At 75.6% G+C, this 22,271-nt stretch carries 11 protein-coding genes, 2 pseudogenes and 1 riboswitch; of the genes and pseudogenes, 6 read left to right on the top strand and 7 right to left on the bottom strand.

Annotated features, from left to right (window positions below):
* The 3 genes from AB0K43_RS30220 to AB0K43_RS30230 all read right to left on the bottom strand — a co-directional run.
* The coding region (locus AB0K43_RS30220; protein ID WP_363645387.1) for a beta-ketoacyl synthase N-terminal-like domain-containing protein at positions 1-1,212 on the bottom strand (1,212 nt) is incomplete at its 3' end.
* Positions 1,213-1,227: 15 nt separating this feature from the next.
* Positions 1,228-10,575 carry a type I polyketide synthase gene (locus AB0K43_RS30225; RefSeq protein WP_363645389.1) on the bottom strand — a complete coding sequence of 3,116 codons (9,348 nt, stop codon included), beginning with the start codon at positions 10,573-10,575 and terminating at the stop codon, positions 1,228-1,230.
* A 75-nt stretch (positions 10,576-10,650) separates the two neighbouring features.
* Positions 10,651-13,470 (bottom strand): AAA family ATPase, encoded by a 2,820-nt coding sequence (locus AB0K43_RS30230; RefSeq protein ID WP_363645391.1) that lies wholly within the window; start codon positions 13,468-13,470, stop codon positions 10,651-10,653.
* A gap of 257 nt (positions 13,471-13,727) precedes the next feature.
* A riboswitch (SAM riboswitch) is annotated at positions 13,728-13,840 on the bottom strand.
* 126 nt (positions 13,841-13,966) lie between these two features.
* Here AB0K43_RS30230 and AB0K43_RS30235 point away from each other — a divergent pair.
* The 5 genes and pseudogenes from AB0K43_RS30235 to bfr all read left to right on the top strand — a co-directional run.
* Positions 13,967-14,401, top strand: a pseudogene (locus AB0K43_RS30235) (DUF2470 domain-containing protein); the annotation flags it as partial.
* 154 nt (positions 14,402-14,555) lie between these two features.
* Positions 14,556-15,713, top strand: a complete 1,158-nt coding sequence (gene efeO, locus AB0K43_RS30240) for an iron uptake system protein EfeO (RefSeq protein WP_363645393.1) — start codon at positions 14,556-14,558, stop codon at positions 15,711-15,713.
* A 105-nt stretch (positions 15,714-15,818) separates the two neighbouring features.
* Positions 15,819-16,593 (top strand): annotated as a pseudogene (locus tag AB0K43_RS30245) (Dyp-type peroxidase); the annotation flags it as partial.
* A gap of 30 nt (positions 16,594-16,623) precedes the next feature.
* Positions 16,624-17,475: an iron uptake transporter permease EfeU gene (gene efeU / locus AB0K43_RS30250; RefSeq protein WP_363645405.1), complete on the top strand. Its 852-nt coding sequence runs from the start codon at positions 16,624-16,626 to the stop codon at positions 17,473-17,475.
* A gap of 117 nt (positions 17,476-17,592) precedes the next feature.
* Positions 17,593-18,072 carry a bacterioferritin gene (bfr, locus tag AB0K43_RS30255; protein ID WP_363645395.1) on the top strand — a complete coding sequence of 160 codons (480 nt, stop codon included), beginning with the start codon at positions 17,593-17,595 and terminating at the stop codon, positions 18,070-18,072.
* 459 nt (positions 18,073-18,531) lie between these two features.
* Here the strand turns inward: bfr and AB0K43_RS30260 are convergent, their stop codons facing one another.
* Positions 18,532-19,254, bottom strand: coding sequence for an SDR family oxidoreductase (locus AB0K43_RS30260; protein WP_363645397.1), 723 nt, complete (start codon positions 19,252-19,254; stop codon positions 18,532-18,534).
* Between the two features lie 96 nt (positions 19,255-19,350).
* On the opposite strand from AB0K43_RS30260, the gene AB0K43_RS30265 reads away from it, so the two are divergent.
* Positions 19,351-20,298, top strand: coding sequence for an AraC family transcriptional regulator (locus AB0K43_RS30265; protein WP_363645399.1), 948 nt, complete (start codon positions 19,351-19,353; stop codon positions 20,296-20,298).
* 212 nt (positions 20,299-20,510) lie between these two features.
* Here AB0K43_RS30265 and AB0K43_RS30270 read toward each other — a convergent pair whose 3' ends face one another.
* The 3 genes from AB0K43_RS30270 to AB0K43_RS30280 all read right to left on the bottom strand — a co-directional run.
* Positions 20,511-21,392 (bottom strand): SDR family NAD(P)-dependent oxidoreductase, encoded by an 882-nt coding sequence (locus AB0K43_RS30270; protein ID WP_363645401.1) that lies wholly within the window; start codon positions 21,390-21,392, stop codon positions 20,511-20,513.
* Between the two features lie 144 nt (positions 21,393-21,536).
* Entirely contained in the window at positions 21,537-22,118 is a 582-nt protein-coding gene (locus AB0K43_RS30275; RefSeq protein ID WP_363645403.1) for a helix-turn-helix domain-containing protein, read from the bottom strand.
* Positions 22,119-22,164: 46 nt separating this feature from the next.
* A partial coding sequence (locus AB0K43_RS30280) for a sigma factor-like helix-turn-helix DNA-binding protein (protein WP_363645407.1) occupies positions 22,165-22,271 on the bottom strand: 107 nt, incomplete at its 5' end.

The following is a 22,271-nucleotide window of genomic DNA, read 5'->3' on the forward strand; positions in this document are numbered from 1 at the left end:
CCGGATCGCCAGCACCGACTTGATCACACCCGCCACCCCGGCCGCGGCCTGGGTGTGCCCGATGTTCGACTTCACCGACCCCAGCCAGAGCGGCTCGCTCCGGTCCTGCCCGTAGGCGGCGAGCAGCGCCTGGGCCTCGATCGGGTCACCCAGCCGGGTGCCGGTGCCGTGCGCCTCGACCACGTCCACCTCGGCCGGGGCGAGCCCGGCGGAGGCGAGCGCCTGCCGGATCACCCGCTGCTGCGAGGTGCCGCTGGGGGCGGTGAGCTGGCTGCTGCGGCCGTCCTGGTTGACCGCCGAGCCGCGCAGCACGGCGAGCACCCGGTGGCCGCCCCGTCGTGCGTCGGAGAGCTTCTCCAGGACCAGCAGGCCCGCGCCCTCGCCCCAGCCGGTGCCGTCGGCGGCGGCCGCGAAGGGCTTGCAGCGCCCGTCCGGGGCGAGTCCGCGCTGGCGGCTGAACTCGATGAACATACCGGGCGCCGAGAGCACCGTCGCCCCGCCCGCCAGCGCCAGCGAGCACTCACCGGCGCGCAGCGCCCGGGCGGCGAGGTGCAGGGCGACCAGCGAGGAGGAGCAGGCCGTGTCCACGGTGACCGCGGGGCCTTCCAGACCGAGGGTGTAGGCGATCCGGCCGGAGGCGACCGAGGTGGTGGTGCCGGTGAGCACGTAGCCGTCGGTCTGCTCGGCGGGCAGGTGGTGCATGCTCGGCCCGTACTCCTGGGCGATGACGCCCGCGAACACGCCGGTGCGGCTGCCGCGCAGCGCGTGCGGGTCGATCGCGGCGTCCTCCAGCGCCTCCCAGGCGGTCTCCAGCAGCAGCCGCTGCTGGGGCTCGGCGGCGAGCGCCTCGCGCGGCGAGACACCGAAGAACTCGGCGTCGAACTCGCCCGCCTCGTAGAGGAATCCGCCCTCCCGGGCGTAGCTGCGGCCGGGCCGGTCCGGGTCCGGGTGGTAGAGGTGGTCGAGGTCCCAGCCGCGGTCGGCGGGGAACGGTCCGATCACGTCGCGCTCCTCGGTGACCAGCCGCCACAGCGCCTCGGGGGTGTCGGCGCCGCCGGGGAAGCGGCAGGCCATGCCGACGATGGCGATCGGCTCCTCGGGGCCGGTGCCGGCCGCCTTCGCCTCGGCGTCGCGCAGTCGCTGCCGGGTCTGGTGCAGCTCGGTGGCGACCTTGTTGAGGTAGTCACGGAGCTTCTGCTCGTTGCTGCTCATCTCTACGTGCCTTCCTCAGGAAATTCCGAGCTCGTTGTCGATGAAGTCGAAGATGTCGTCGTCGCTGACGTCGCCGATCCGGGCCGCCAGGTCCTCGCCCACCGCGGACGGCGGGGGCGCACCCAGCGCGGTCAGCAGGGCGGTGAGCCGGGCGACCGCGTCGGCCCGGCCGTCCGGGTCCTCGCCGAGGGCGGCCAGAGCCTGTTCCAGCCGGTCGAACTCGGCTGCCGCCTGCGGCCGTTCGGGCTCCATGGCCGGGGCGAGCCGGCCGTGCAGGTGGGCGGCGAGCGCGGCCGGGGTGGGGTGGTCGAAGACGGCGGTGGTGGGCAGCCGCAGGCCGGTGGCGGCGTTGATCCGGTTGCGCAGCTCGATCACGCCGAGCGAGTCGAACGCGGCGTCCATGAAGCCGATCTCGGGGTGGATCGCGCTCGCGTCGGGGTGGCCGAGCACGGCGGCGGCGGTGCTGCGCACCAGGGTGAGCAGCAGCGCCTGCTGCTCGGCGGCCGGCCTGCCGGCCAGCTGCGCGGCGAGCGCGGCCGGGCCGCCGCCGGCGCCCTGCGTGCGGCGCGGGCGGTGCCGGGCCAGACCCCGCAGTACCGGCGACAGGCGGTCGGCGGGCACGGGGGCGGTGTCGATCCGGGCGGTGGCCAGCAGCGCGTACGGGGTGCCGGGCGGGCCGTCCGGGGTGCCGAGGGCGGCGTCGAACAGGGCGAGGCCCTGCTCGTTGTCCATCGGGGCGAGGCCGGTGGCGGCGAGCCGCTCGGTCGCCGCCGCGTCCAGCCCGGCCGCCATGCCGCCGGCCTGCGCCCAGTGGCCCCAGGCGAGCGAGACGGCGGGCAGGCCGCGCACCCTGCGGTGCTGGGCGATCGCGTCCAACTGGGCGTTGGCTGCGGCGTAGTTGGCCTGGCCGGGGTTGCCGAGCAGGCCGACGGCGGAGGAGAACAGGACGAACGCGGCGAGGTCCAGGTGGGCGGTGGCACGGTGCAGGTGCCAGGCCGCCTCGGCCTTGGGCCGGAGCACCCGGCGCAGCCGTTCGGGGGTGAGCGAGGAGAGCACGGTGTCGTCCAGCACCCCGGCCGCGTGCACCACGGCGGTGAGCGGACGGTCGGCGGGGACGCCGGCGACCAGGGCGGCGACCGCGTCCGGGTCGCCGAGGTCGCAGGCGGTCACGGTGGTCCCGGCGCCGAGGGCCGCGAGCTCGGTGACCAGCTCGGCGGCGCCGGGGGCCCGCACCCCCTGCCGGCCGGCCAGCAGCAGGTGCCGGACGCCGTGCCGGGTGACCAGGCGCCGGGCGACCAGCCGGCCGAGCGCTCCGGTGCCGCCGGTGACCAGGACGGTGCCGCCGTCGGCGAGCGGGGCGGGCAGGGTGAGCACGAGCTTGCCGGTGTGCCGGGCCTGGCTGAGCCGGCGCACCGCCTGCGGCGCGTGCCGCACGTCCTGGGCCTGGAGGGGCAGCGGGGTCAGCGCGCCGGAGGCGAAGTGCGGGGCGAGCTCGGCGAGGATCTCGGCGATCCGGTCCGGGTCCACGTCGAACAGGTCGAACGCCAGGTAGGCGGCGCCCCGGTGGGCCGTGGCCACGGCGGCCGGGTCGCGCGGGTCGGTCTTGCCCATCTCCACGAACCGGCCGCCGGCCGCGAGCAGCCGCAGCGAGGCGTCGGTGAACTCCCGGGCCAGCGCGTTGAGGACGACGTCGACGCCGCGGCCGCCGGTGGCGGCACGGAAGGTGTCCTCGAAGTCCAGGGTACGGCTGGAGGCGATCCGGGCCTCGTCCAGGCCGAGCGAGCGGAGCGTGTCCCACTTGCCGGGGCTCGCCGTGCCGTACACCATCGACCCGCCGTGGCGGGCGAGTTGGACGGCGGCCTGGCCGACGCCACCGGTCGCGGCGTGGATCAGCACGCTTTCTCCGGGCCGCAGTTGGGCCAGGTCGTACAGGCCGTGGTAGGCGGTGAGGAAGGCGACCGGCACGGTGGCGGCCTCGGCGTCGCTCCAGCCCTCGGGGACGTGGGTGAGCAGCCGGTGGTCGGTGACCGCGACCGGGCCCAGGGTGCCCTGGACCAGGCCCGCCACCCGGTCGCCGGCCCGCAGCCGGTGCACGCCCGGACCGGTCTCCAGCACGGTGCCGACCGCCTCGGCGCCGATCCGCGCGCCGCCCGGGTACATGCCGAGGGCGATCAGTACATCCCGGAAGTTCAGCCCGGCGGCGCGGACCGCGAGCCGTACCTCACCCGCGGCGAGCGGGCGTTCGGCCTCGGGGGCGGGCAGCGCGGCCAGGCTGTCCAGACTGCCGGGGGTCTCGGTGTCCAGCCGCCAGGCGGTGCGGGTGCCGGGGTCGAGCAGCTCGGACGGCCGGTGCCGGACCAGTCGGGGCACCAGGATCTCCCCGGCGCGCAGGGCGAGTTGGGGCTCACCGGTGGCGAGGGCGGCGGGCAGCGCGGCGAGCGACCGCGGGGTGCGGTCGAGGTCCAGCAGCAGGATGCGGCCGGGGTGTTCGGCCTGGGCGGTGCGCCCGAGCCCCCAGACGGCGCCGGCGGCCGGGCTCGGTACGTCCTCGCCGGGGTGGGTGGCGACGGCCTGCTCGGTGGCCAGCACCAGGGTGCCGCCGTCGCCGGCCAGCCACTCCTGGAGCAGCGGCAGGGCCTGTTCGGCGTCCTGGACCAGGGCGAGGGCGGTGTGCCCGGGGCCTGCGTCGGCCGCCGTGCGTCGCGGCCGGGTGGGGTCCAGCCGGTGGGCGTCCTCGCCGAGCGCCGCCCAGTCGGCCGCCGCCGTGCCCCCGGGCGCCGTCCCGTCCCCGGCCGGTACCGGCTGCCAGTCGAGCCGGTACCCGGCCTCGGCGCCGGTGGCGGCCGGTCGCAGGGTGAGCGCGCCGACGGTGGCGACCGGCAGGCCGGCCGGGTCGCTGACCGCCAGGGCCACGGTGTCCGGCCCGGCCGGGGTGATCCGGACCCGCAGCGCGGCGGCGCCGGTGCGGTGCAGCGCCACCTCCCGCCAGGCGAACGGCAGGACGGTCCGCTCGCCGCCTCGGACCACCGCGTGCAGCGCGGCGTCCAGCAGGGCGGGGTGCAGCGCGAAGCCCGCAGCATCGGGGGCGGCGGCGTCGGGGGCGGGGGCGGGGGCGGGGGCGATCTCGGCGTACAGCTCCTCGCCGAGCCGCCAGGCGGCGGTCAGGCCCTGGAACACCGGGCCGTAGCGGTAGCCGCGCTCGGCCAGTTCCGGGTACAGGCCGTCGAGTTCGAGCGGTTCGGCGCCGGCGGGCGGCCAGGCGCCGGCCGCGGGCTCGGGCGCCGGCGCACCGGCCGGGGCCAGGGTGCCGGCGGCGTGCCGGGTCCATTCGGCGTCCTCGGTCTCCGGCTGGGAGCGGATCTGCACCGGCCGGCGCCCGGTGTCGTCGGCCGCGCCGACCACCACCTGGAGCCGGACGGCGCCGCGCTCCGGCAGGACGAGCGGGGCCTCCAGGTCCAGCGACTCGACCTGGCCCGCGCCGTCGCGCAGCGCGGCCTGGGCGGCGAGCTCCAGGAAGGCCGTCCCGGGCAGCAGCACCGAGCCGCCGACGGCGTGCTGCGCCAGCCACGGGTGGCTGCGCAGCGAGATCCGGCCGCCGAGCAGCAGGCCTGCGCCGTCCGGGAGTTCGGTGGCCCCGCCGAGCAGCGGGTGTCCGGTGCCGGCCAGGCCGCCGGCGCCGGCCTCGGCGGCGCCCGCGGGCTGCTCGAGCCAGTGCCGGGTGCGCTGGAAGGGGTAGGTGGGCAGGTCGGTGCGGGCCGGGCCGGCCGGGAAAGCGGCCTGCCAGTCCACCGCGGCGCCGTGCAGGTGCAGCCGGGCCAGGGCCTCGGTGACACCCTCCCGCTCGGGCCGGCCGGACCGCAGGGCGGCGGCGAGCACGCGGGGGGCCGCACCCTCCGGGTCCTGCGCGGCCAGGCTCTCCTCGGCGAGCGCGGTGAGCACCGGCCCGGCGCCGAGCTCCAGGTAGGCGGTGACGCCCAGGCGGTGCAGGGTGCGCACCCCGTCGTGGAAGCGGACCGCCTCACGGATGTGCCGCACCCAGTAGTCGGGGCTGCGCAGCTCCTCGGCGGTGGCCACCTCGCCGGTCAGGTTGGAGATCACCGGGATCCGGGGGGCCTGGTACTCCAGCCCCTCGGCGACGGCCCGGAACTCGGCCAGCACCGCGTCCATCTGCGGGGAGTGGAAGGCCCGCCCGACCTGGAGCAGCTTGGTACGCCGCCCGCGGGCCCGCCAGGCCTCGGCGAGCCGGCGCACCTCGGCGCCGTCGCCGGAGATCACCACCGAGGAGGGGCCGTTGACGGCGGCGAGCGACACCGCCGGGCCGAGCTCGGGCGCCACCTCGGCCTCGGTGGCGCCGATGGCGGCCATCGCGCCGCCGGCCGGCAGCGACTCCATCAGCCGCCCGCGCGCGGCGACCAGGGTGACGGCGTCGGGCAGCGGGAGCACCCCGGCCAGGTGGGCGGCGCTCAACTCGCCGACCGAGTGGCCGATCAGCTGGTCGGGGCGCAGCCCGTACGCGGCGGCGAGCCGGTGCAGGGCGACGTGCAGGGTGAACAGCGCGGGCTGGGTGTAGGCCGTGGTGTCGAGCAGTGCGGCGTCCTCGGTGCCCGGGTCGGCGAACATCACCCGGGTGAGCGGGACGGCCCGCCCGGCGGCGGCGGCCCCGGTGTCGAACAGCGCGGCGGTCTCGTCCACGGCGGCGGCGAACACCGGCTCCGCGGCGTACAGTTCGCGGCCCGCACCGGGGCGCTGGCTGCCCTGTCCCGAGTACAGGAAGGCGGTGCGCACCGAGCGCGCGGCGGTGCCCCGCAGCAGGCCGGGGGCCTCCCGGCCCTCGGCCAGGGCGCGCAGCCCGGCGTCGGGGTCGCCGAGCACGGCGGCCCGGTGCTCGAACTGGGTCCGGGTGGTGGCGAGCGCCTGCCCGAGCCCGCTGCCCGCGCCGGGCCCGGCGAGCGGGAGCAGGCGCTCGGCCTGGGCCCGCAGGGCCTGCTCGGTGCGGGCGGAGAGCAGCAGCGGCTCGGGCCGCGGTGCCCGGCTCACCGCGGGCCGCGGTGCGCTCGGGTCCTGCGGCGGGGCCTCCAGGATCAGGTGGGCGTTGGTGCCGCTGATGCCGAACGAGGAGACCGCGGCCCGGCGCGGGCGGCCGGTGCTGGGCCATGGGGTGACGCCGTCCAGCAGCCGGACACTGCCGGAGCTCCAGTCCACGTGCGGGGAGGGCGCGTCCAGGTGCAGGGTGGCGGGCAGCTCGCCGTGGTGCAGCGCCTGCACCAGCTTGATCACGCCGGTGACGCCGGCGGCCGCCTGGGTGTGGCCGAGGTTGGACTTCGCCGAGCCGATCAGCAGCGGCTGTTCGCGGTCCTGCCCGTAGGCGGCGATCAGCGCCTGCGCCTCGATCGGGTCACCGAGCGCGGTGCCGGTGCCGTGCGCCTCCACCGCGTCCACCTCGCCGGGGGCCAGCCCGGCCTGGGCCAGGGCCTGCCGGATGACCCGTTCCTGGGCCGGTCCGTTGGGGGCGGTCAGGCCGTTGGAGGCGCCGTCCTGGTTGACCGCGGAGCCGCGGATCAGCGCGAGCACCCGGTGGCCGAGCCGCCGGGCGTCGGAGAGGCGCTCCAGCAGCACCAGCCCGACGCCCTCGGCCCAGGCGGTGCCGTCCGCCGCGGCGGCGAACGGCTTGCAGCGCCCGTCGGGTGCCAGACCCCGCTGGCGGCTGAACTCGGTGAACATGCCAGGGGTGGACATCACGGTCACGCCGCCCGCCAGGGCGAGGTCGCACTCACCGCCGCGCAGCGACTGGGCGGCCAGGTGGATCGCCACCAGCGACGAGGAGCAGGCGGTGTCGACCGTGATCGCCGGCCCTTCCAGGCCCAGCGTGTAGGCCAGCCGACCGGAGGCGACCGAGCTGAGCGTGCCGGTCAGGGCGTGGCCCTCGGAGCCGGCCGGGGTCTCGTGCAGGCGCGGCCCGTAGTCCTGCGGCATGGCGCCGACGAACACCCCGGTCCGGCTGCCGCGCAGGGCGGCAGGCAGCAGGCCGGCCCGTTCGGTGAGCTCCCAGGCTGCCTCCAGCAGCAGCCGCTGCTGCGGGTCCATGGCCGCCGCCTCGCGCGGGGCGAGGCCGAAGAACGCGCCGTCGAAGGAGTCCGCGTCGTACAGGAAGCCGCCCTGGCGGGTGTACGAGCTGCCGGGCCGCTCGCCGTCCGGGTCGTAGAGGGCGTCCAAGTCCCAGCCCCGGTTGCCGGGGAACGGGCCGATCGCGTCCCGGCCCTCGCGCAGCAGCTCCCACAGCTGCTCCGGGCTGTCGGCGCCGCCGGGCCAGCGGCCGCTGAGCGCGACCACCGCGATCGGGTCGTCCTGCTCCGGCGCACCGGTCCGCGCCTCGGGCCCGGGCTGCCGGTCGCTCCGCTCCCCGGCGGCCGGCGCGGCCAGGTGGGCCGCGACGGCGCGCGGGGTGGGCCGGTCGAAGGTCAGGGTGGACGGCAGGACGCGGCCGGTGGCACCGGCCAGGCGGTCGCGGAACTCCACGGCGGCGACCGAGTCGAACCCGAGGTCCTTGAAGGTCAGATCCGGGTCGACGGCCTCCGGCCCGCTCTGCCCGAGCACCAGGGCGGCGCCCGACCGGACGAGGGTCAGCGCCTCCTCCTCGGTCCAGCCGGCCGGGGTGCCGATGGCGGGCGCGGGGTCGGCCGCGGGGTCGGTGGCGGGGCCGCTGACGGGCAGCGGTGCGGTGGTGCCGTCAAGCCAGAGCCGCCGCCGCTGGAAGGCGTAGGTCGGCAGCGGTACGTGCCCGCCGCGCTCGCCGTCCCGAGCCCGCCAGTCCACCGTGCCGCCCCGGACGTGCAGTTCGGCGAGCGCGGTGCGGAACTGGCCGAGGCCGCCGTGGTCGCGGCGCAGAGTCCCGGTGACGGCGGCCGCGCCGTCGGTGATCTGGGCGAGGCCGACGGTCAGCACCGGGTGGGCGCTGCTCTCCACGAAGCCGCGGTGCCCGTCGGCGAGGGCGGCCCGGACCGCGCTCTCCAGCTGCACGGTGCCGCGCAGGTTGCGGTACCAGTAGTCGGCGGTCAGTTCGGTGGTGTCCAGCAGGCCGCCGGTGACGGTGGAGTAGAAGGCCGCGGCGCCGCGGCGCGGGCGGATCCCGGCGAGCAGGGCGGGCAGGGTCGAGCTCAGCGGCTCCACCTGCGGGGAGTGGGAGGCGTAGTCGACCGGCACCAGCCGGGCCCGGACGTCCTCGGTCCGGTACCGCTCGACCAGTTCCTCGACCGCCACCCGGTCGCCGGAGACCACGGTGGCGGCGGGGCCGTTGACGGCGGCGACGCCGATCCGGCCGGACCAGCGGTCGAGCCGCTCGGCGACCTGCTCGACGGGCAGCGGCACGGCGGCCATCGCGCCCCGCCCGGAGCCGCCGAGCCCGGCGATGGCCTGCGAGCGCAGCGCCACCACGGCGGCGGCGTCCGCCAGGGTGAGGGCCCCGGCCACGTAGGCGGCGGCGATCTCGCCCTGGGAGTGGCCGATCACCGCGTCGGGCCGGACGCCGTTCGCCCGCCACAGGGCGGCCAGCGCGACCATGACGGCGAACAGGGCGGGCTGGACCACGTCCACCCGGTCCAGGCCGGGCGCGCCAGCGGCGCCGCGCAGCACCGCGGTCAGCGACCAGTCGACGTGCGGGGCGAGCGCCTGCTCGCAGGCGGCCAGCTCGGCGGCGAACACCGGTGCGGTGTCGAGCAGTTCGGCGGCCATGGCGTCCCACTGCGAGCCCTGCCCGGGGAACACCAGCACGGTGCCGCCGCCGGCCTGTGCCCGGCCCTGGACCAGGCCGGCCGCCTGCCCGCCCCCGGCCAGGGCGGCCAGCCCGGCGAGCAGCTCCCCGCGGTCGGCGCCGGTGACGGCGGCGCGGTGCTCGAAGTGGGTCCTGGTGGTGGCGAGCGCGGACCCGATCGCGGCCGGGTCGAGGTCGGTCCGCCGCTCGGCGAACTCCCTCAGCCTGGCTGCCTGTTCGCGCAGCGCCGCCGGGCTGCGACCGGACAGCGGCCACAGCTCGGGCCCCTCCGCCGGCGCGGGGGCCGTGGCAGGGGCGGCGGCGGGGGCCGCGGGGGCGGCGGTGACCACCACGTGCGCGTTGGTGCCGCCGACGCCGAACGAGCTCACCCCGGCGACCGGCGCCCGCCCGCCCCCGGGCCAGGGCCCGGATCCGGTGCGCACCCGCAGCCCGAGCCGCTCGAACGGGATGTCGGGGTTGGGCGTACCGAAGTTGAGGCTGGCCGGCAGCCGGCGGTGGTGCACCGCGAGCACGGTCTTCAGCAGCCCGACGATGCCGGAAGCACCCTCCAGGTGGCCCACGTTGGTCTTGGCCGACCCGACCAGCAGCGGCGCGTCGGCCGGGCGGCCCGCGCCGAGCGCGGCCCCGAGCGCGCTCGCCTCGATCGGGTCGCCGACCCGGGTGCCGGTGCCGTGCAGCTCCACGTAGCCGACCCGCTCGGGCGCGACGCCGGCCCGGCGCAGCGCCCGGCGCACCACCTCCGCCTGCGCGGCCGCGTTCGGCACCGTCAGGCCGTCGGTGGCGCCGTCGCTGTTGACCGCACTGCCGAGCAGCACCGCGTACACCCGGTCGCCGTCCGCGAGCGCCCGCACCAGCGGCTTGAGCACCAGGACCACGCCGCCCTCGCCCCGGGCGTAGCCGTTGGCCCGGGCGTCGAAGGTGAAGCAGCGGTCGTCCGGGGAGAGCGCGCCGAAGCGCTCCACGGCCAGGGTGGAGTCCGGGGCCAGGTTCAGGTTGACCCCGGCCACCAGCGCCTGGTCGGCCTCCCCCGAGCGCAGGCTCTCCACCGCGAGGTGGACGGCCACCAGCGAGGAGGACTGGGCCGAGTCCACGGTGAAGCTCGGTCCGCGCAGGTCGAGCGCGTACGAGACCCGGTTGGCGATGATGCCCCGGTTCAGGCCGGTGAGGGTGTGGCGGGAGATCGCTCCGGTGCGGGCGGCCAGCGCCGCGTAGTCGCCGCCGATCGCGCCGACGAACACCCCGGCCCGGCTGCCGGCCAGCGCGGCGGGCACCACCCCGGCGTCCTCCAGCGCCTCCCAGGCCAGTTCCAGCACCAGGCGCTGCTGCGGGTCGGCGGCGGCCGCCTCGGCCGGGGAGATCCCGAAGAACTCGGGGTCGAACCGGTCGACCTGGTCGAGGTAGCCGCCCGGCCGGGGCCGCTCCCCCTCGGCGAAGCGCCCGGGCGGGGCCGCCCCCACCGCGCTCGCCCCGGAGTCGAGCAGCCGCCAGAACGCCTCCGGGTCCGCCGCACCGGGCAGCCGGCAGGAGGCACCGACCACGGCCACCGCCTCCGGAGAGCCGGCGTCGGGCACGGACGGGTCGAAGGATTCCGCCATGGTGGGGTCCACTCCTGAGGGCCGGGGTCGTCGCTGTGCCCCCAGCGTTGCGCGGCACCCCGCCCGGCCGGGCCCCTAGGCAACCCCTGTCGTACCCCTAGCCGCGAGTGCGAGCTCGGGGTCGTTGGAGGCCTCGCCACCGTGGACGACGGCGGCCAGGTCGACCCGGCGGCGGACGCCGAGCTTGCGGTACACCCGGGTCAGGTGCTGCTCCACGGTGCTCACGGTGATGTAGAGCTTCCGGGCGATCTCCCGGTTCGACAGGCCGCGGACCGCGAGTTCGGCGACCCGGCGCTCGGCGTCGGAGAGCCCGGCCAGGTCGGGTTCGGCCGCCGGGACCACGGACAGCGCCGGGGAGCGGCGCAGCCGGCGGTCGGTCTGCCAGGCGCGGCCGGGGTCACCGTCGGTGCGGTGCGCCTCGCTGAGGTCGGCCAGGGCGCCGGCCAGGTCGGCCTCGGCCTCGGCCTCCTCCAGCAGGCCCACGGCCTGCTCCAACAGCCCGGTCCGCGCCGGCCGTTCCCCGGCGGTGGCCCGGATCCACAGCGCCACCCCGCGGATCCGGGACTGCCCCGACGGCCCGAGCCGGGCGAGCTGCTGGTCCGCCAGCGCCGCGGCGGCCTGCGGCCGTCCGAGCGCGAGCTGCGCCCGGGCCGCGCCGAGCCGCCAGGGTGCGATGGCGGGCAGGTGGTCCAGCCCCCACCGGGCCATCGTCTCGCCGCAGGCCCGGAACTCCGCCAGCGCCTCCTGCGGCCGCCCGGTGGCGAGCAGATGGCCGCCGCGCGCGTAGCGGTGGTGCAGGCCGGCCGGAGTCCGCTCCATGCCCCGGGGCACCGTCAGTTCCAGGAAGCGGGCGGCGTCCTGGTGCCGGCCGAGGGCCGTGCGGGCCGCCACCATCGTGGACAGCGGCAGGCCCACCGCCACGCCCCAGGCGTCCGGTGCGACCCGGGCGAACGCCGCCCGGGCGGCCTCGTCCGCCGTCCGCAGATCGCCCTGGCGCAGCGCCGCCTCGGCCCGCAGCGCGGACAGCAGGGCGTGCCGGGTGGTGCCGCAGCGGCTCGCGGCGCGCTCCGCCGGCGGGCCGTACCAGCGCACCGCCCGGTCGGCCCGGTCGGCGTAGAGCAGCACCGTCAGCGCGGCGGTGAGCGCCTCGGTGCTGCCGCGGCCGCCCGGGTGTCCGTCCCGCAGGATGGCCTCCGCGCGGATCACGGCCGCACCTGGTTCGACGGTGCCGGCCAGCAGCGAGGCCAGCAGCCGCATCCCGCCGTCCCGCCCGCCGTCGGCGGCCCCGCCCTCCTCCCCGGGCCCGGCGGCCGGGGCCGAGGTCCGCGCGGCCAGGGACGGGTACCAGTACGCGAGCCAGCCGCGCAGTCCCGCACCGGCGCGCTGCTCGCCGAGCTTGCGCTGCGCGGCCTCGAAGCGCTCCAGGGCGGCCAGTCCCTCGTCCGGGCGGCCCTGCCAGAAGAGGTGGCGGATCGACTTCAGCTCGTGCCGCTTCGCGTCGCTGCCGTCCAGCACCGTCCCGGGCAGGGACGGTACGCAGCGGAACGTCACGGCCTCGGGCGACGTGCCGGCGGTCGGGGTCACGGCCGCGGCCGCCGGGGCGTCATCGGCGGACGGGAGCAGGACGGGCGCGACCACGACGGGCGGGGGCGCGGCGGACCGGGGCGCGGCGGGCGGGAGCACCGTGGGCGGCGGGCCCGGTGGTCCGGCGTCCGGAGAGGGTGACCACGGTGTCCGCAGGTAGCCCTCGGCCGCCCGGACGTGCCCGGCCACCGTGCGGGGCTCGGCGCCGGCCGCCCGTAGCAGCTGCGCCGCCCGCTCGTGCAGGCTGGCCAGTTCGGCCGGCCGCATGGCGGCCAGCAGGTCCCCGGCGGCGCTCGGGTGGCGGAAGCCGCCGCCCCGGAACAGCCCCGCCGCGTTCAGCAGGTACAGCGCCCGCGGGAGCGAGTCGGCGGGCAGCAGCAGCAGTTCGGCCAGCAGGCCGGGGGTGGCACCGGGGCCCAGCACCGCCACGCCGCGGGCATGGCGCAGCGCGAGCGGGTCGATGCGGTGCAGGCAGTGCATCAGCCCGCGCCGGTAGCCCTCGCCGACGGTCAGGATGGCCGGTGCACCGGCCCGCTCGTGATCGTCCATCAAGGCGTGCACCAGCAGCGGGTTTCCACCGGTCAGCTCGTGCGCCTCGGCGGCCAGCCCGGCGGCCGCCGGGTCGGGGAACCGGCGCCGGAACAGCTCCGCGACCAGCTCGGCGGGGAGCACCTCAAGCCTGATCTGCCGGTGGTGCGGCTGGCGGGCCAGCTCGACCTCGAAGAACGGGTTCGGCGGCGTCATGGTCTCCCGGGTGCTGAGGACGGTCAGCACGGCCGCGTTCCTGGTCCGGCGGACCAGGTAGAGGAGGAACTCCAGCGACTGCGGGTCGGCGTCCTGCCGGTCGTCGACCGCGATCAGCACCGGGGTGCGGCCCGCGAGCGTCCGGACCAGGCCGAACAGCCCCTCCAGGGTGGGCTGGCTGAGCCGCCCGTCCAGGCCCTCCGCCACCCCGGGGTGGCGGGCCACCTCGTCGGCGCCCCGGGCGAGCAGGGCCTCCGCCGTGGCGGCCTCCTCCGGATCCAGCGGTGCGCTCTGCAGCAACTGCCGGGCCAGGCCGAGCGGGAAGTCGCGCTCCAGCGGGGATCCGGTGCCCATCAGTACCGTGGCCCCGCGCTCCGCCGCGACGTCGGCGAAGGCGTACAGCAACTCGCTGCGGCCGCTGCCCACCGAGCCGTGCAGGGCGATCACGGCGCCGTGCCCGGCCTCGCAGTGCTCCAGCGCCTCGTACAGGCGGCGGTACTCGGGCTCGCGCCCGGCGGGCAGCGTGCTCGGAAGGTCGAGCGTGAATGGTGCGGGGGCGAGAGACATCCGTACTCCTGAGGCAGGCGCGCGGAAGGGTGGGCCGCAGGGCTCTCCTGTGCACGCGCGGATCGTGACCGGGCTCGTGTCGGCCGACCGGGCGGCGTACCTCACCGCCCCGCAGGCCGACCGCGGTCAGCGACAGAGGGAACTGGCCCGCCGCAGCAGGTCGATGTCGAGCCTGGCCACGAGCCGCAGTGCTGCCGCCCGACGCCCGAGCGCCCCCTGGTCCACGACCTTCTCCATCCCCGCCCGTTACAGGCACCCACCTGCGCTTGCGGCATGACGCCATGCCACCTGGCTTATCCCCGGGGCACCCCACCGCAGTGTGGGGGTTGCCGGTCAGCCGGCCGGGGCCGTTCGACTGACACTCTTCGCCGACTCGAGTTTAAGAAGACGCTGGTGACACCGTCAATCCAATCGCCCCCTCAACCGGCCCCGGGGAGGCCCGGCTTGCGGGGCGGCGGGCAGGCTCGCAGGCGGCGGCCGCTTGCGGCGACCCGGCCGCGTCACCGTCACCGGCCTGCTGGCAGCGCCCTACGACCCCGGCGCCGAGAGCACCCGCATGGAGTTCGGCCAGGCGGTCGTCGAGGACACCGACGGCCGCGCCTACGTCACCCTGGACGACCTCCACCGGGCCGCGCCCGACCCGCTCGCCTGCCGCGAGGCCGGTCTGCTCACCCACCTCCTCGACGACCACCCCGAGCTCGTCCCGCTCCTGCTGCGCCTCACCGTCCCGGCCGCCGGGCTGACCCGCGCGCTGCCGCTCGCACTGGACCGGTACGGCATCACGCTCCGGCTGGAGTACCCGCAGGCCCGCACCGACGTCCGGCTGCCGTTCCCGACACCGGCGGACGACGCCGACCAGGCCGGCCCGCAGATCCACGCACTGCTGGCCAAGGCCCGCCGACTGTCCCACCGCAACCGCCGGCCGGCCTGAGCACGCGCCGGGCCGTCCAGGTGAAACCCGCGCCCGTCCGGCCGTATGGCCGCGCACCGCCGAGCGAACTAAGGTAAGCCTTGGCTGTCATGGCGGCGCCGCGCCGGCCCGGGTCGGGCCCACCCGATGCCGCCCCGTCGGACCCGGGAGCCCCATGCCGTCCGCACGCACCGTCACCGTCTCGGTCCTCCCGCTCACCGCGCTGCTGCTCGCCACCGCCGGGTGCTCCAGCTCCTCGGGCGGGAGCGGCGGCTCCAGCGGCACGATCAAGGTCACCGCGTCCGACGACGCCTGCCAGGTGTCCACCGGCACCGTCCGGGCCGGCCAGGTCGAGCTGGAGGTCAAGAACACCGGGTCCAAGGTGACCGAGGTCTACATCTACGCCCCCGGCGACAAGATCGTCACCGAGCGGGAGAACATCGGCCCCGGCACCGGCTCCACCCTCACCGCGGAGATCAAGCCCGGTTCGTACGAGATCGCCTGCAAGCCGGGCATGACCGGCGACGGCATCCGCCAGCAGCTCACCGTGACCGGCGGCTCGGCGGCCGCGGCGGCCGCCGACCCACGGCTCGACGCGGCGGTCGCGCAGTACCGCCACTACGTGCAGGAGCAGGCCGACGCCACCGTCCCGGTGGTGGCGCAGTTCGCCGCCGCGGTCAGGGCCGGGGACGTCGCCCGGGCCCAGACCCTGTTCGCGCCCTCCCGGGCCGGCTGGGAGCGCACCGAGCCGGTGGCCGAGAGCTTCGGCGACATCGACCCGAAGACCGACACCCGCGAGGACGGCGTCGAGGCGGGCCAGCAGTGGACCGGCTGGCACCGCCTGGAGAAGTCGCTCTGGGTGAACGGCGCCATCGCCCCCGAGGACCGGACCCTCGCCGACCAGCTGGTCACCGACCTCCAGGACTGGCAGACCCGGGTCGGCACCGCCGACATCACCGCCACCAGCATGGCCAACGGCGCCAAGGAGTTGCTGGACGAGGTCGCCACCGGCAAGGTCACCGGCGAGGAGGACCGCTACAGCCACACCGACCTGTCCGACTTCGCCGCCAACGTGGACGGCGCCAAGGAGGCGTACGACCTGCTCAAGGCGGTAGTCGCCGAGAAGGATCCGCAGCTGGTCCAGACCCTGGACACCGAATTCGCCGACATCCAGGCCCTGCTCGCCAAGTACCGGCAGCCGGACGGCACCTACACCCCGTACGACCAGGTCACCGAGGCGGAGCGGAAGACCTTCTCGGACGCGGTGAACGCGCTCGCCGAACCCCTCTCCCGGCTGGCCGTCGCCGTCGCACCGGCCTCCCCGACACCATAGGGCTCCGGGCCGGTGGACCCCCAGGACGAGGAGACCGGGAGCGCGCAGCGGCGCGAGGCCCGCACCGGGTTGAGCCGGCGGGCCGTGCTCGGCCGGGCCGGCGCCGGAGCGGCCCTCGGCGCGGCCGCCTCCCGGCTCACCCTGACCATCGGCTTCGGCCCGAGCCTGTGCGTGCAGGCCTGCGCGGACGATCCCCAGGTCGCCGTCCACGCGATCCGCGACCTGGCCCGCCTCGGCTTCGGCACCGTCTCGGTGCGCTGGTCCCAGCTGGGCTTCGGCAAGACCTCCTCCACCACCCCCGAGGCGCAGACCCCGCGCAACCTGATGGGCTTCAAGGACGGCACCCGCAACATCGCCGGCACCGACACCGAGGCACTGACCCGGTACGTCCGGGTCGCGCCCGCCGACGGCCCCGACTGGATGGCGGGCGGTGCCTACCTGGTGGCGCGCCGGATCCGGATGCACATCGGGACCTGGGACCACACCCCGGCTGGGCGAGCAGGAGGACATCTTCGGCCGCACCAAGGGCGAGGGCGCCTCCTTCGGCCGCGAGCACGAGCACGCCCCCCCGGACCTGGCCGCGATGCCCGAGGACGCGCACGTCCGCCTCGCCCACCCCGACTCCAACAACGGCGCGACGATCCTGCGCCGCGGCTACTCCTTCACCGACGGTACGGACGGCCTCGGCCGCCTCGACGCGGGGCTGTTCTTCCTGGCCTACCAACGCGACACCCGCACCGGGTTCCTGCCCGTCCAGCAGCACCTGGCCGGCACCGAGGCGCTCGGCGAGCACCTGCAGCACGTCGCCTCCGCCCACTTCGCCTGCCCGCCCGGCGTCCACGGCCCGGACGGCTGGTGGGGCCGCACCCTGTTCGGCCAGGCCGGCCCCCATGACCCCCGAGGAGCGCGCGTGTTCGCGAACTACCTGATCGGCCTGCGCGAAGGGCTGGAGGCCAGCCTGATCGTCTGCATCCTGATCGCGTACCTGGTCAAGACCGACCGCAGGGACAGACTCCTGCCGGTCTGGACCGGCATCACCGCCGCCGTGCTGCTCTCCATGGCCTTCGGCGCGATCCTCCAGTACGGCTCCGCCCAGCTGAGCTTCGAGGCGCAGGAGGCGCTCGGCGGGACCTTGTCGATCATCGCGGTCGGCCTGGTCACCTGGATGGTGTTCTGGATGCGCCGCACCGCCCGGTACCTCAAGGCCGAGCTGCAGGGCAGGCTCGACCAGGCGATCGCGCTCGGCACCGTCGCGCTGGTCACCACCGCCTTCCTGGCCGTCGGCCGCGAGGGGCTGGAGACGGCGCTGTTCATCTGGAGCGCCGTCCAGGCCACCGGCGACGGCGTCCGCCCGCTGATCGGCGCCGCCCTCGGTCTGTTGACCGCCGTCGTGCTCGGCTGGCTGTTCTACCGCGGCGCCCTGCGGATCAACCTGGCCAGGTTCTTCACCTGGACCGGCGCCCTGCTGGTGATCGTCGCCGCCGGTGTGCTCGCCTACGGCGTGCACGACCTCCAGGAGGCCGGCTGGCTGCCCGGCCTGCACAACCTCGCCTTCGACATCTCCAGCACCATCCCCAAGGACAGCTGGTACGGCACCCTGCTCAAGGGCATCCTCAACTTCCAGCCCGATCCCACCGTCCTCCAGGTGATCGTCTGGGTCTGCTACCTGGTGCCCGTGCTCTACCTCTTCCTGCGCCGCCCGAGCCCGAAGCCCGCGGCGGTCGTGCGGCCCGCGGAGCACCGCGGCGGGCCGCGGTCCTGATCCGCGCTGTGGCGGCGCCGAAGGCCCTGCGTTCCAATGGGAGGTGCACGCCGCAGGCTCCTGCCGCCTGCCCGGAGCCGCACACCGGCCACCGCGCCGGAGAGAGCGAGACGTCCGATGGACGGCGACGCCGAGGTCATCGAGTTCCTCAACGAGCAGCTCACCGCCGAGCTGACCGCGATCAACCAGTACTTCCTGCACGCCAAGATGCAGGAGCACTTCGGCTGGCCGAAGCTGGCCGCCCACACCCGCGCGGAGTCCTTCGACGAGATGCGGCACGCCGAGATCCTCACCGACCGGATCCTGATGCTCGACGGCCTGCCCAACTACCAGCGCCTCTTCCACGTGCAGATCGGCCAGACCGTCACCGAGATGCTCACCGTGGACCGCACCGTCGAGGTCGAGGCGATCGACCGGCTCCGCCGCGGCATCGCCGTGATGCGCGCCAAGAACGACATCACCTCGGCCAACCTCTTCGAGTCGATCCTCGCCGACGAGGAGGAGCACATCGACTACCTCGACACCCAGCTGGAGCTGGTGGCGAAGCTCGGCGAGCCGCTGTACATCGCGCAGCTCGTGGAGCAGCCCTCCGACTGACCTCGCGGAGCGGCCCGACCGTTCGACGCGAAGACCCCCGCGGCGCGTGTCCCGACGCCGCAGGGGTCTCCTGCCGTCCGGTCAGAACGTGCGCGAGGTGACCCAGGTCGCCTGGCTGGCCGGGTTGTTCAGGTCGAACGTGGTCCCGGACAGGCGCCCGTCCGCGCCCCGGACTCCGGTGTACCGGCCTCGCGCCCCGTTCGACCAACTGATGGTGAAGTGGGCCCTCCACGGCACTCCCGTTCTCCACGGTACCGACCATGTCGCCCTGGACGGCGGAGCCGTAGAGGTTCCCGTTACCGTCCTGCGTCAGGTTGACCGTCAAGAAGGCATTGCTCTGGTAGATGTCCCAGACCCCGGCGGAGATCAGAACCGCGACGGCCGTCGCGGGTGAGGAGCTTGGGCGTGCGGCGTGAAGCGGACATGAGCCCTCCAGGGTGGTCGGCGATCGGCCAGGTGTCAGGCCACGGAGGCTCCGCCGTCGAGGGTGAGCACCGTGCCGGTCGCGTAGCCGTTGCCCAGGAGGTACCGGTAGGCCGCCGCTGCCTCCTCGGGGCTGCCGACGCGCTGCACGGGAAGGCCACTGCCTTGCGCTCGGAGGAAGGCCTCCGGCTCGGCCAGGGTGTTGCCCCAGAGCTCGGTGCGGATCGCGCCGAGGCGGACCGCGTTGACCCGTAGTGGGGCGAGTTCCAGGGCCAGGGCTCGCGTGAGACCCTCGACGGCCGCCGTGATGCTTGCCCCGAGCGAGGCTCCGGGGACGGGCCGGGTGGCGAAGGCGCCGGAGGTGAAGGTGATCGAGCCGCCGGGACGGAGCTGCGGCGTCGCGTACTTCGCGGCGAGCAGGGCACCCCAGAAGCGGCGCTCGAAGAAGGCCCGGGACTCCCCGGCGGTGAGGTCGGCGAGCGGCTTGAGCAGCAGGGACTCGCCCGCCGTGTAGACGAGGTGGTCGAACTCGCCGATCCGGTCGAAGAAGGCGGCGAGCGCGGCCTCGTCGGCGACGTCCAGCCGGATGCCTTCGGCCGAGCCGCCGAGCTTCTTCACCGCCAGGTCGACCCGGTCCTGACTGCTGGAGGCGACGACCACGTTCGAGCCCTGAGTCGCCGCGGCCTGCGCAACGGCGAATCCGATGCCGGAGGTACCACCGATGACGACGACACGCTGGGTGTCTGCTGTGTTGTCCATGGCGAAGACGCTACGTGCCACGACCGGGACGATGAATGGCCAGAAATCTTGAATCTTTGTCTGATCGTCTTGATCTCTGCGCGTTACAGTGAGCGCATGGACGTTCTCAGCGACACGCTCGCGGCCCTGCGCACCGGGCGTCCGTCCGTTGTCCGCACCGACGCGCGAGCGCCGTGGGGTGTGCGCTTCCAGCCCATCGCGGGAGCCGGATTCCACGTCGTCGTCGAAGGACGCTGCCATCTCCTGCCGGTCGGCGGCGATCCGGTGGCCCTTGGTCCCGGCGACGTCGTGTTCCTGCGGCGCGGCACCGATCACGCCATCTGTGACGCCGTCACCAGCGAGCCGGTCGCCTTCGAGCCCGACCGCGTCGACACCTCCTCGCCGATCGGGCGTTTCACCGTCGAGGGCGACGGCGCTCGCAGCGTGCTGGTGTGCGGGGCCTACCACCTCGACATCGACCGGCCGCATCCGCTGCTCGGCGACCTCCCGGAGGTCATCCACCTCCCGGCCGGCCCCGGTCGCCATCCGGAGCTGCGCTCGGCGGTCGACCAGCTCTGCGCCGAGATCCACCGGCCTCGGCCGGGGTCGGACTCGGTGGTCACGGCGCTCGTCGATCTGCTGCTTCTCTATATTCTGCGGTCCTGGTACGCCGAGTTGCCCAGGGAGCAGACGCACGGCTGGGCCTCGGCACTGAACGACCCGTTGATCGCCCCGGCGCTGAAAGCGATCCACGACGACCCGGCACATCCGTGGACCGTCGAATCGCTGGGGAGCCGGGCCGGGCTGTCCCGCGCAGCGTTCGCCCGGCGGTTCACCACGGTGGTCGGCGAGCCGCCGCTCAGCTACCTGACGACGTGGCGGATGGCCACCGCCGCGCGGATGCTGCGCGAGACGGTCGACTCGCTGAGCGCCGTGGCCGAGCGCACCGGCTACACCTCGGAATTCGCGTTCGCGAAGGCCTTCAAGCGGCACTTCGGCGCACCGCCTGGGGCATATCGGCGGGAGCGGCGGACGGCGTCGGCTTCGCTGTCGGTGCCGGTTTGATTCTCCGGATGATGCGGCTCGGCCCGTCCCGAGAACCGGATGACCTGGGGCGGTGGCCTCCTCTCGGCCGACAGGACCCTCGAAAAGTCACCTCGTTACAGGTCGGAACAGACTCTCCACTCGCGACCCGCTGCCGGACACCTAGGGCGAGCGGGTTCCGGAGTTGACGCGCGACCTGGAGGGCCTGCTCGCCGTCGCGCCTGCGGCGCCCCTCACCGACCGGGTGTGAGGGGTGCCAACTGCCGGCTGAGCCTGCGGACCTGGTCGATCGTCCGGGGCTCGGTGCTGCCGCGCGGGGCCGGGACGGGGTGGGCCTCGGGCCCGATCAGCAGGCCGGTCCGGCCGTCGAGCGAGGTGCCGGTGGCGGCGAGCACGGACGGCCTGGCGGCCACCGATGCGGGGCCGGAGGTGGAGCGTTCGAACCTCCGGCGGACCAGCGGCCAGAGCAGCCGCAGCCCCGGCGAGACGATCTTCGGTGAGGTCATGGTGCCGTTGGTCATCTCGGTCGCGGCACCGCCGGGGTCGGCCGCGAAGACCGAAACGCCACTGCCGCGCAGGCGCTCGGCCAGATCCAGGGTGTAGACGAGGTTGGCGAGCTTGGCCCGACCGTACCGGTGGAAGCCGTAGTAGCCCCCCGGCGGCTCGGCGGCATCGAAGCTCCCCTTGGCGAGCCGCACCGCACCCGAGCTGACGTTCACGATCCGGCTCGGCCCGGCGGCCCGGAGCTGCTCCAGCAGCAACTCGGTCAGCAGGTACGGCGAGAGGTGGTTGACGGCGAACGTCGCCTCGATGCCGTCGACGGTGTGCTGCCGCTCCGGGAACATCGCACCGACGTTGTTGACCAGGACCTTCAGCGGCCCCTCGGCCGCCAGCCGCGCGGCGAGCGCCCGCACCTCCTCGAGCGAGGCGAGGTCGGCCGGCTCGAACCGCGGGCCGGCGCCGGTGGCGACCGTCTCGATCCGTTCCAAAGCGCGGGCCCCGCGCTCGGCATCACGGCCGACCACGGTCACCGCGAGCCCGCTCGCCGCCAGTCCCATCGCGGTCTCGAGACCGATTCCCCCGGTGCCCGCCGTCACCACTGCCCGCTGGTCCACAGGTCTGCCCTCCATCGTTCCGCCAGGATAAGCGGATACCTATCCGTTTCGATGAGGGCACGCTAGCACAAGCGGATAGGTATCCGTTTAATCGACCGGGTGCGGCCCGGGGCGGCCGGTCGGACGGTAGGGCTCGACGCGCGGCTATCGGCGCGGGGGGCGCAGGCCTTCCAGCAGGACGCCGAGATAGACCTCGGCGCGGGTGGGGTCGCTGTCGCCGGAGCGCACGGCGTGCTCGATGCCGCACAGCAGCCGGCGCACGTCGTCGGCCTGGATGTCCCGCCGGATGGCGCCCGTGCAACGAGCCCGGTCGAGCAGTTCGGCGACGGCCCGGTCCAGCTCGGCCTTCATCGCCGAGGTCTGCGCCTCGGCATCGCTGGCGGACTCCAGCACGGCCGCGAACCCGGCGTCGTGCAGCGCACGGGCGAGCGTGAACCGCAGCAGGCGGTGCAGGCCGGCAAGGGCGTCCTCGTCGGCGGCCGCGGCCTGCGCCTCGGTGACCAGCTCCTGGAAGCGCTCCGCCGACAGCGCCTCCCGCAGCGCAAGACGGTTCGGGAAGTGCCGGTACACGGTCCCCACACCCACACCGGCGAGCCGGGCGATGGTGTTGAGCTGGAGCGAGTCGTCGCCGGCGGCCAGTTGCTCGCGGGCGACCTGCAACACCCGGGCCCGGTTGCGGGCAGCATCGGACCGCAGCGCTGCCCCCTGCTCGGCCCTCGGTGTCACGGGCCCAGCATATCGGGCCACCGGCGACCGGTCGGCCTACGACCGGTCAGCAGTCGGTCAGCAGGGCCTCGCGCAGTTCGCCGAGGACGCGCTTGAGCACCCGGGAGATGTGCATCTGGGAGTAGCCGAGGAGCTGGCCGATCTCGGCCTGGG

The sequence above is a fragment of the Kitasatospora sp. NPDC049258 genome (assembly GCF_040678895.1).
Taxonomy (GTDB): Bacteria; Actinomycetota; Actinomycetes; order Streptomycetales; family Streptomycetaceae; genus Kitasatospora.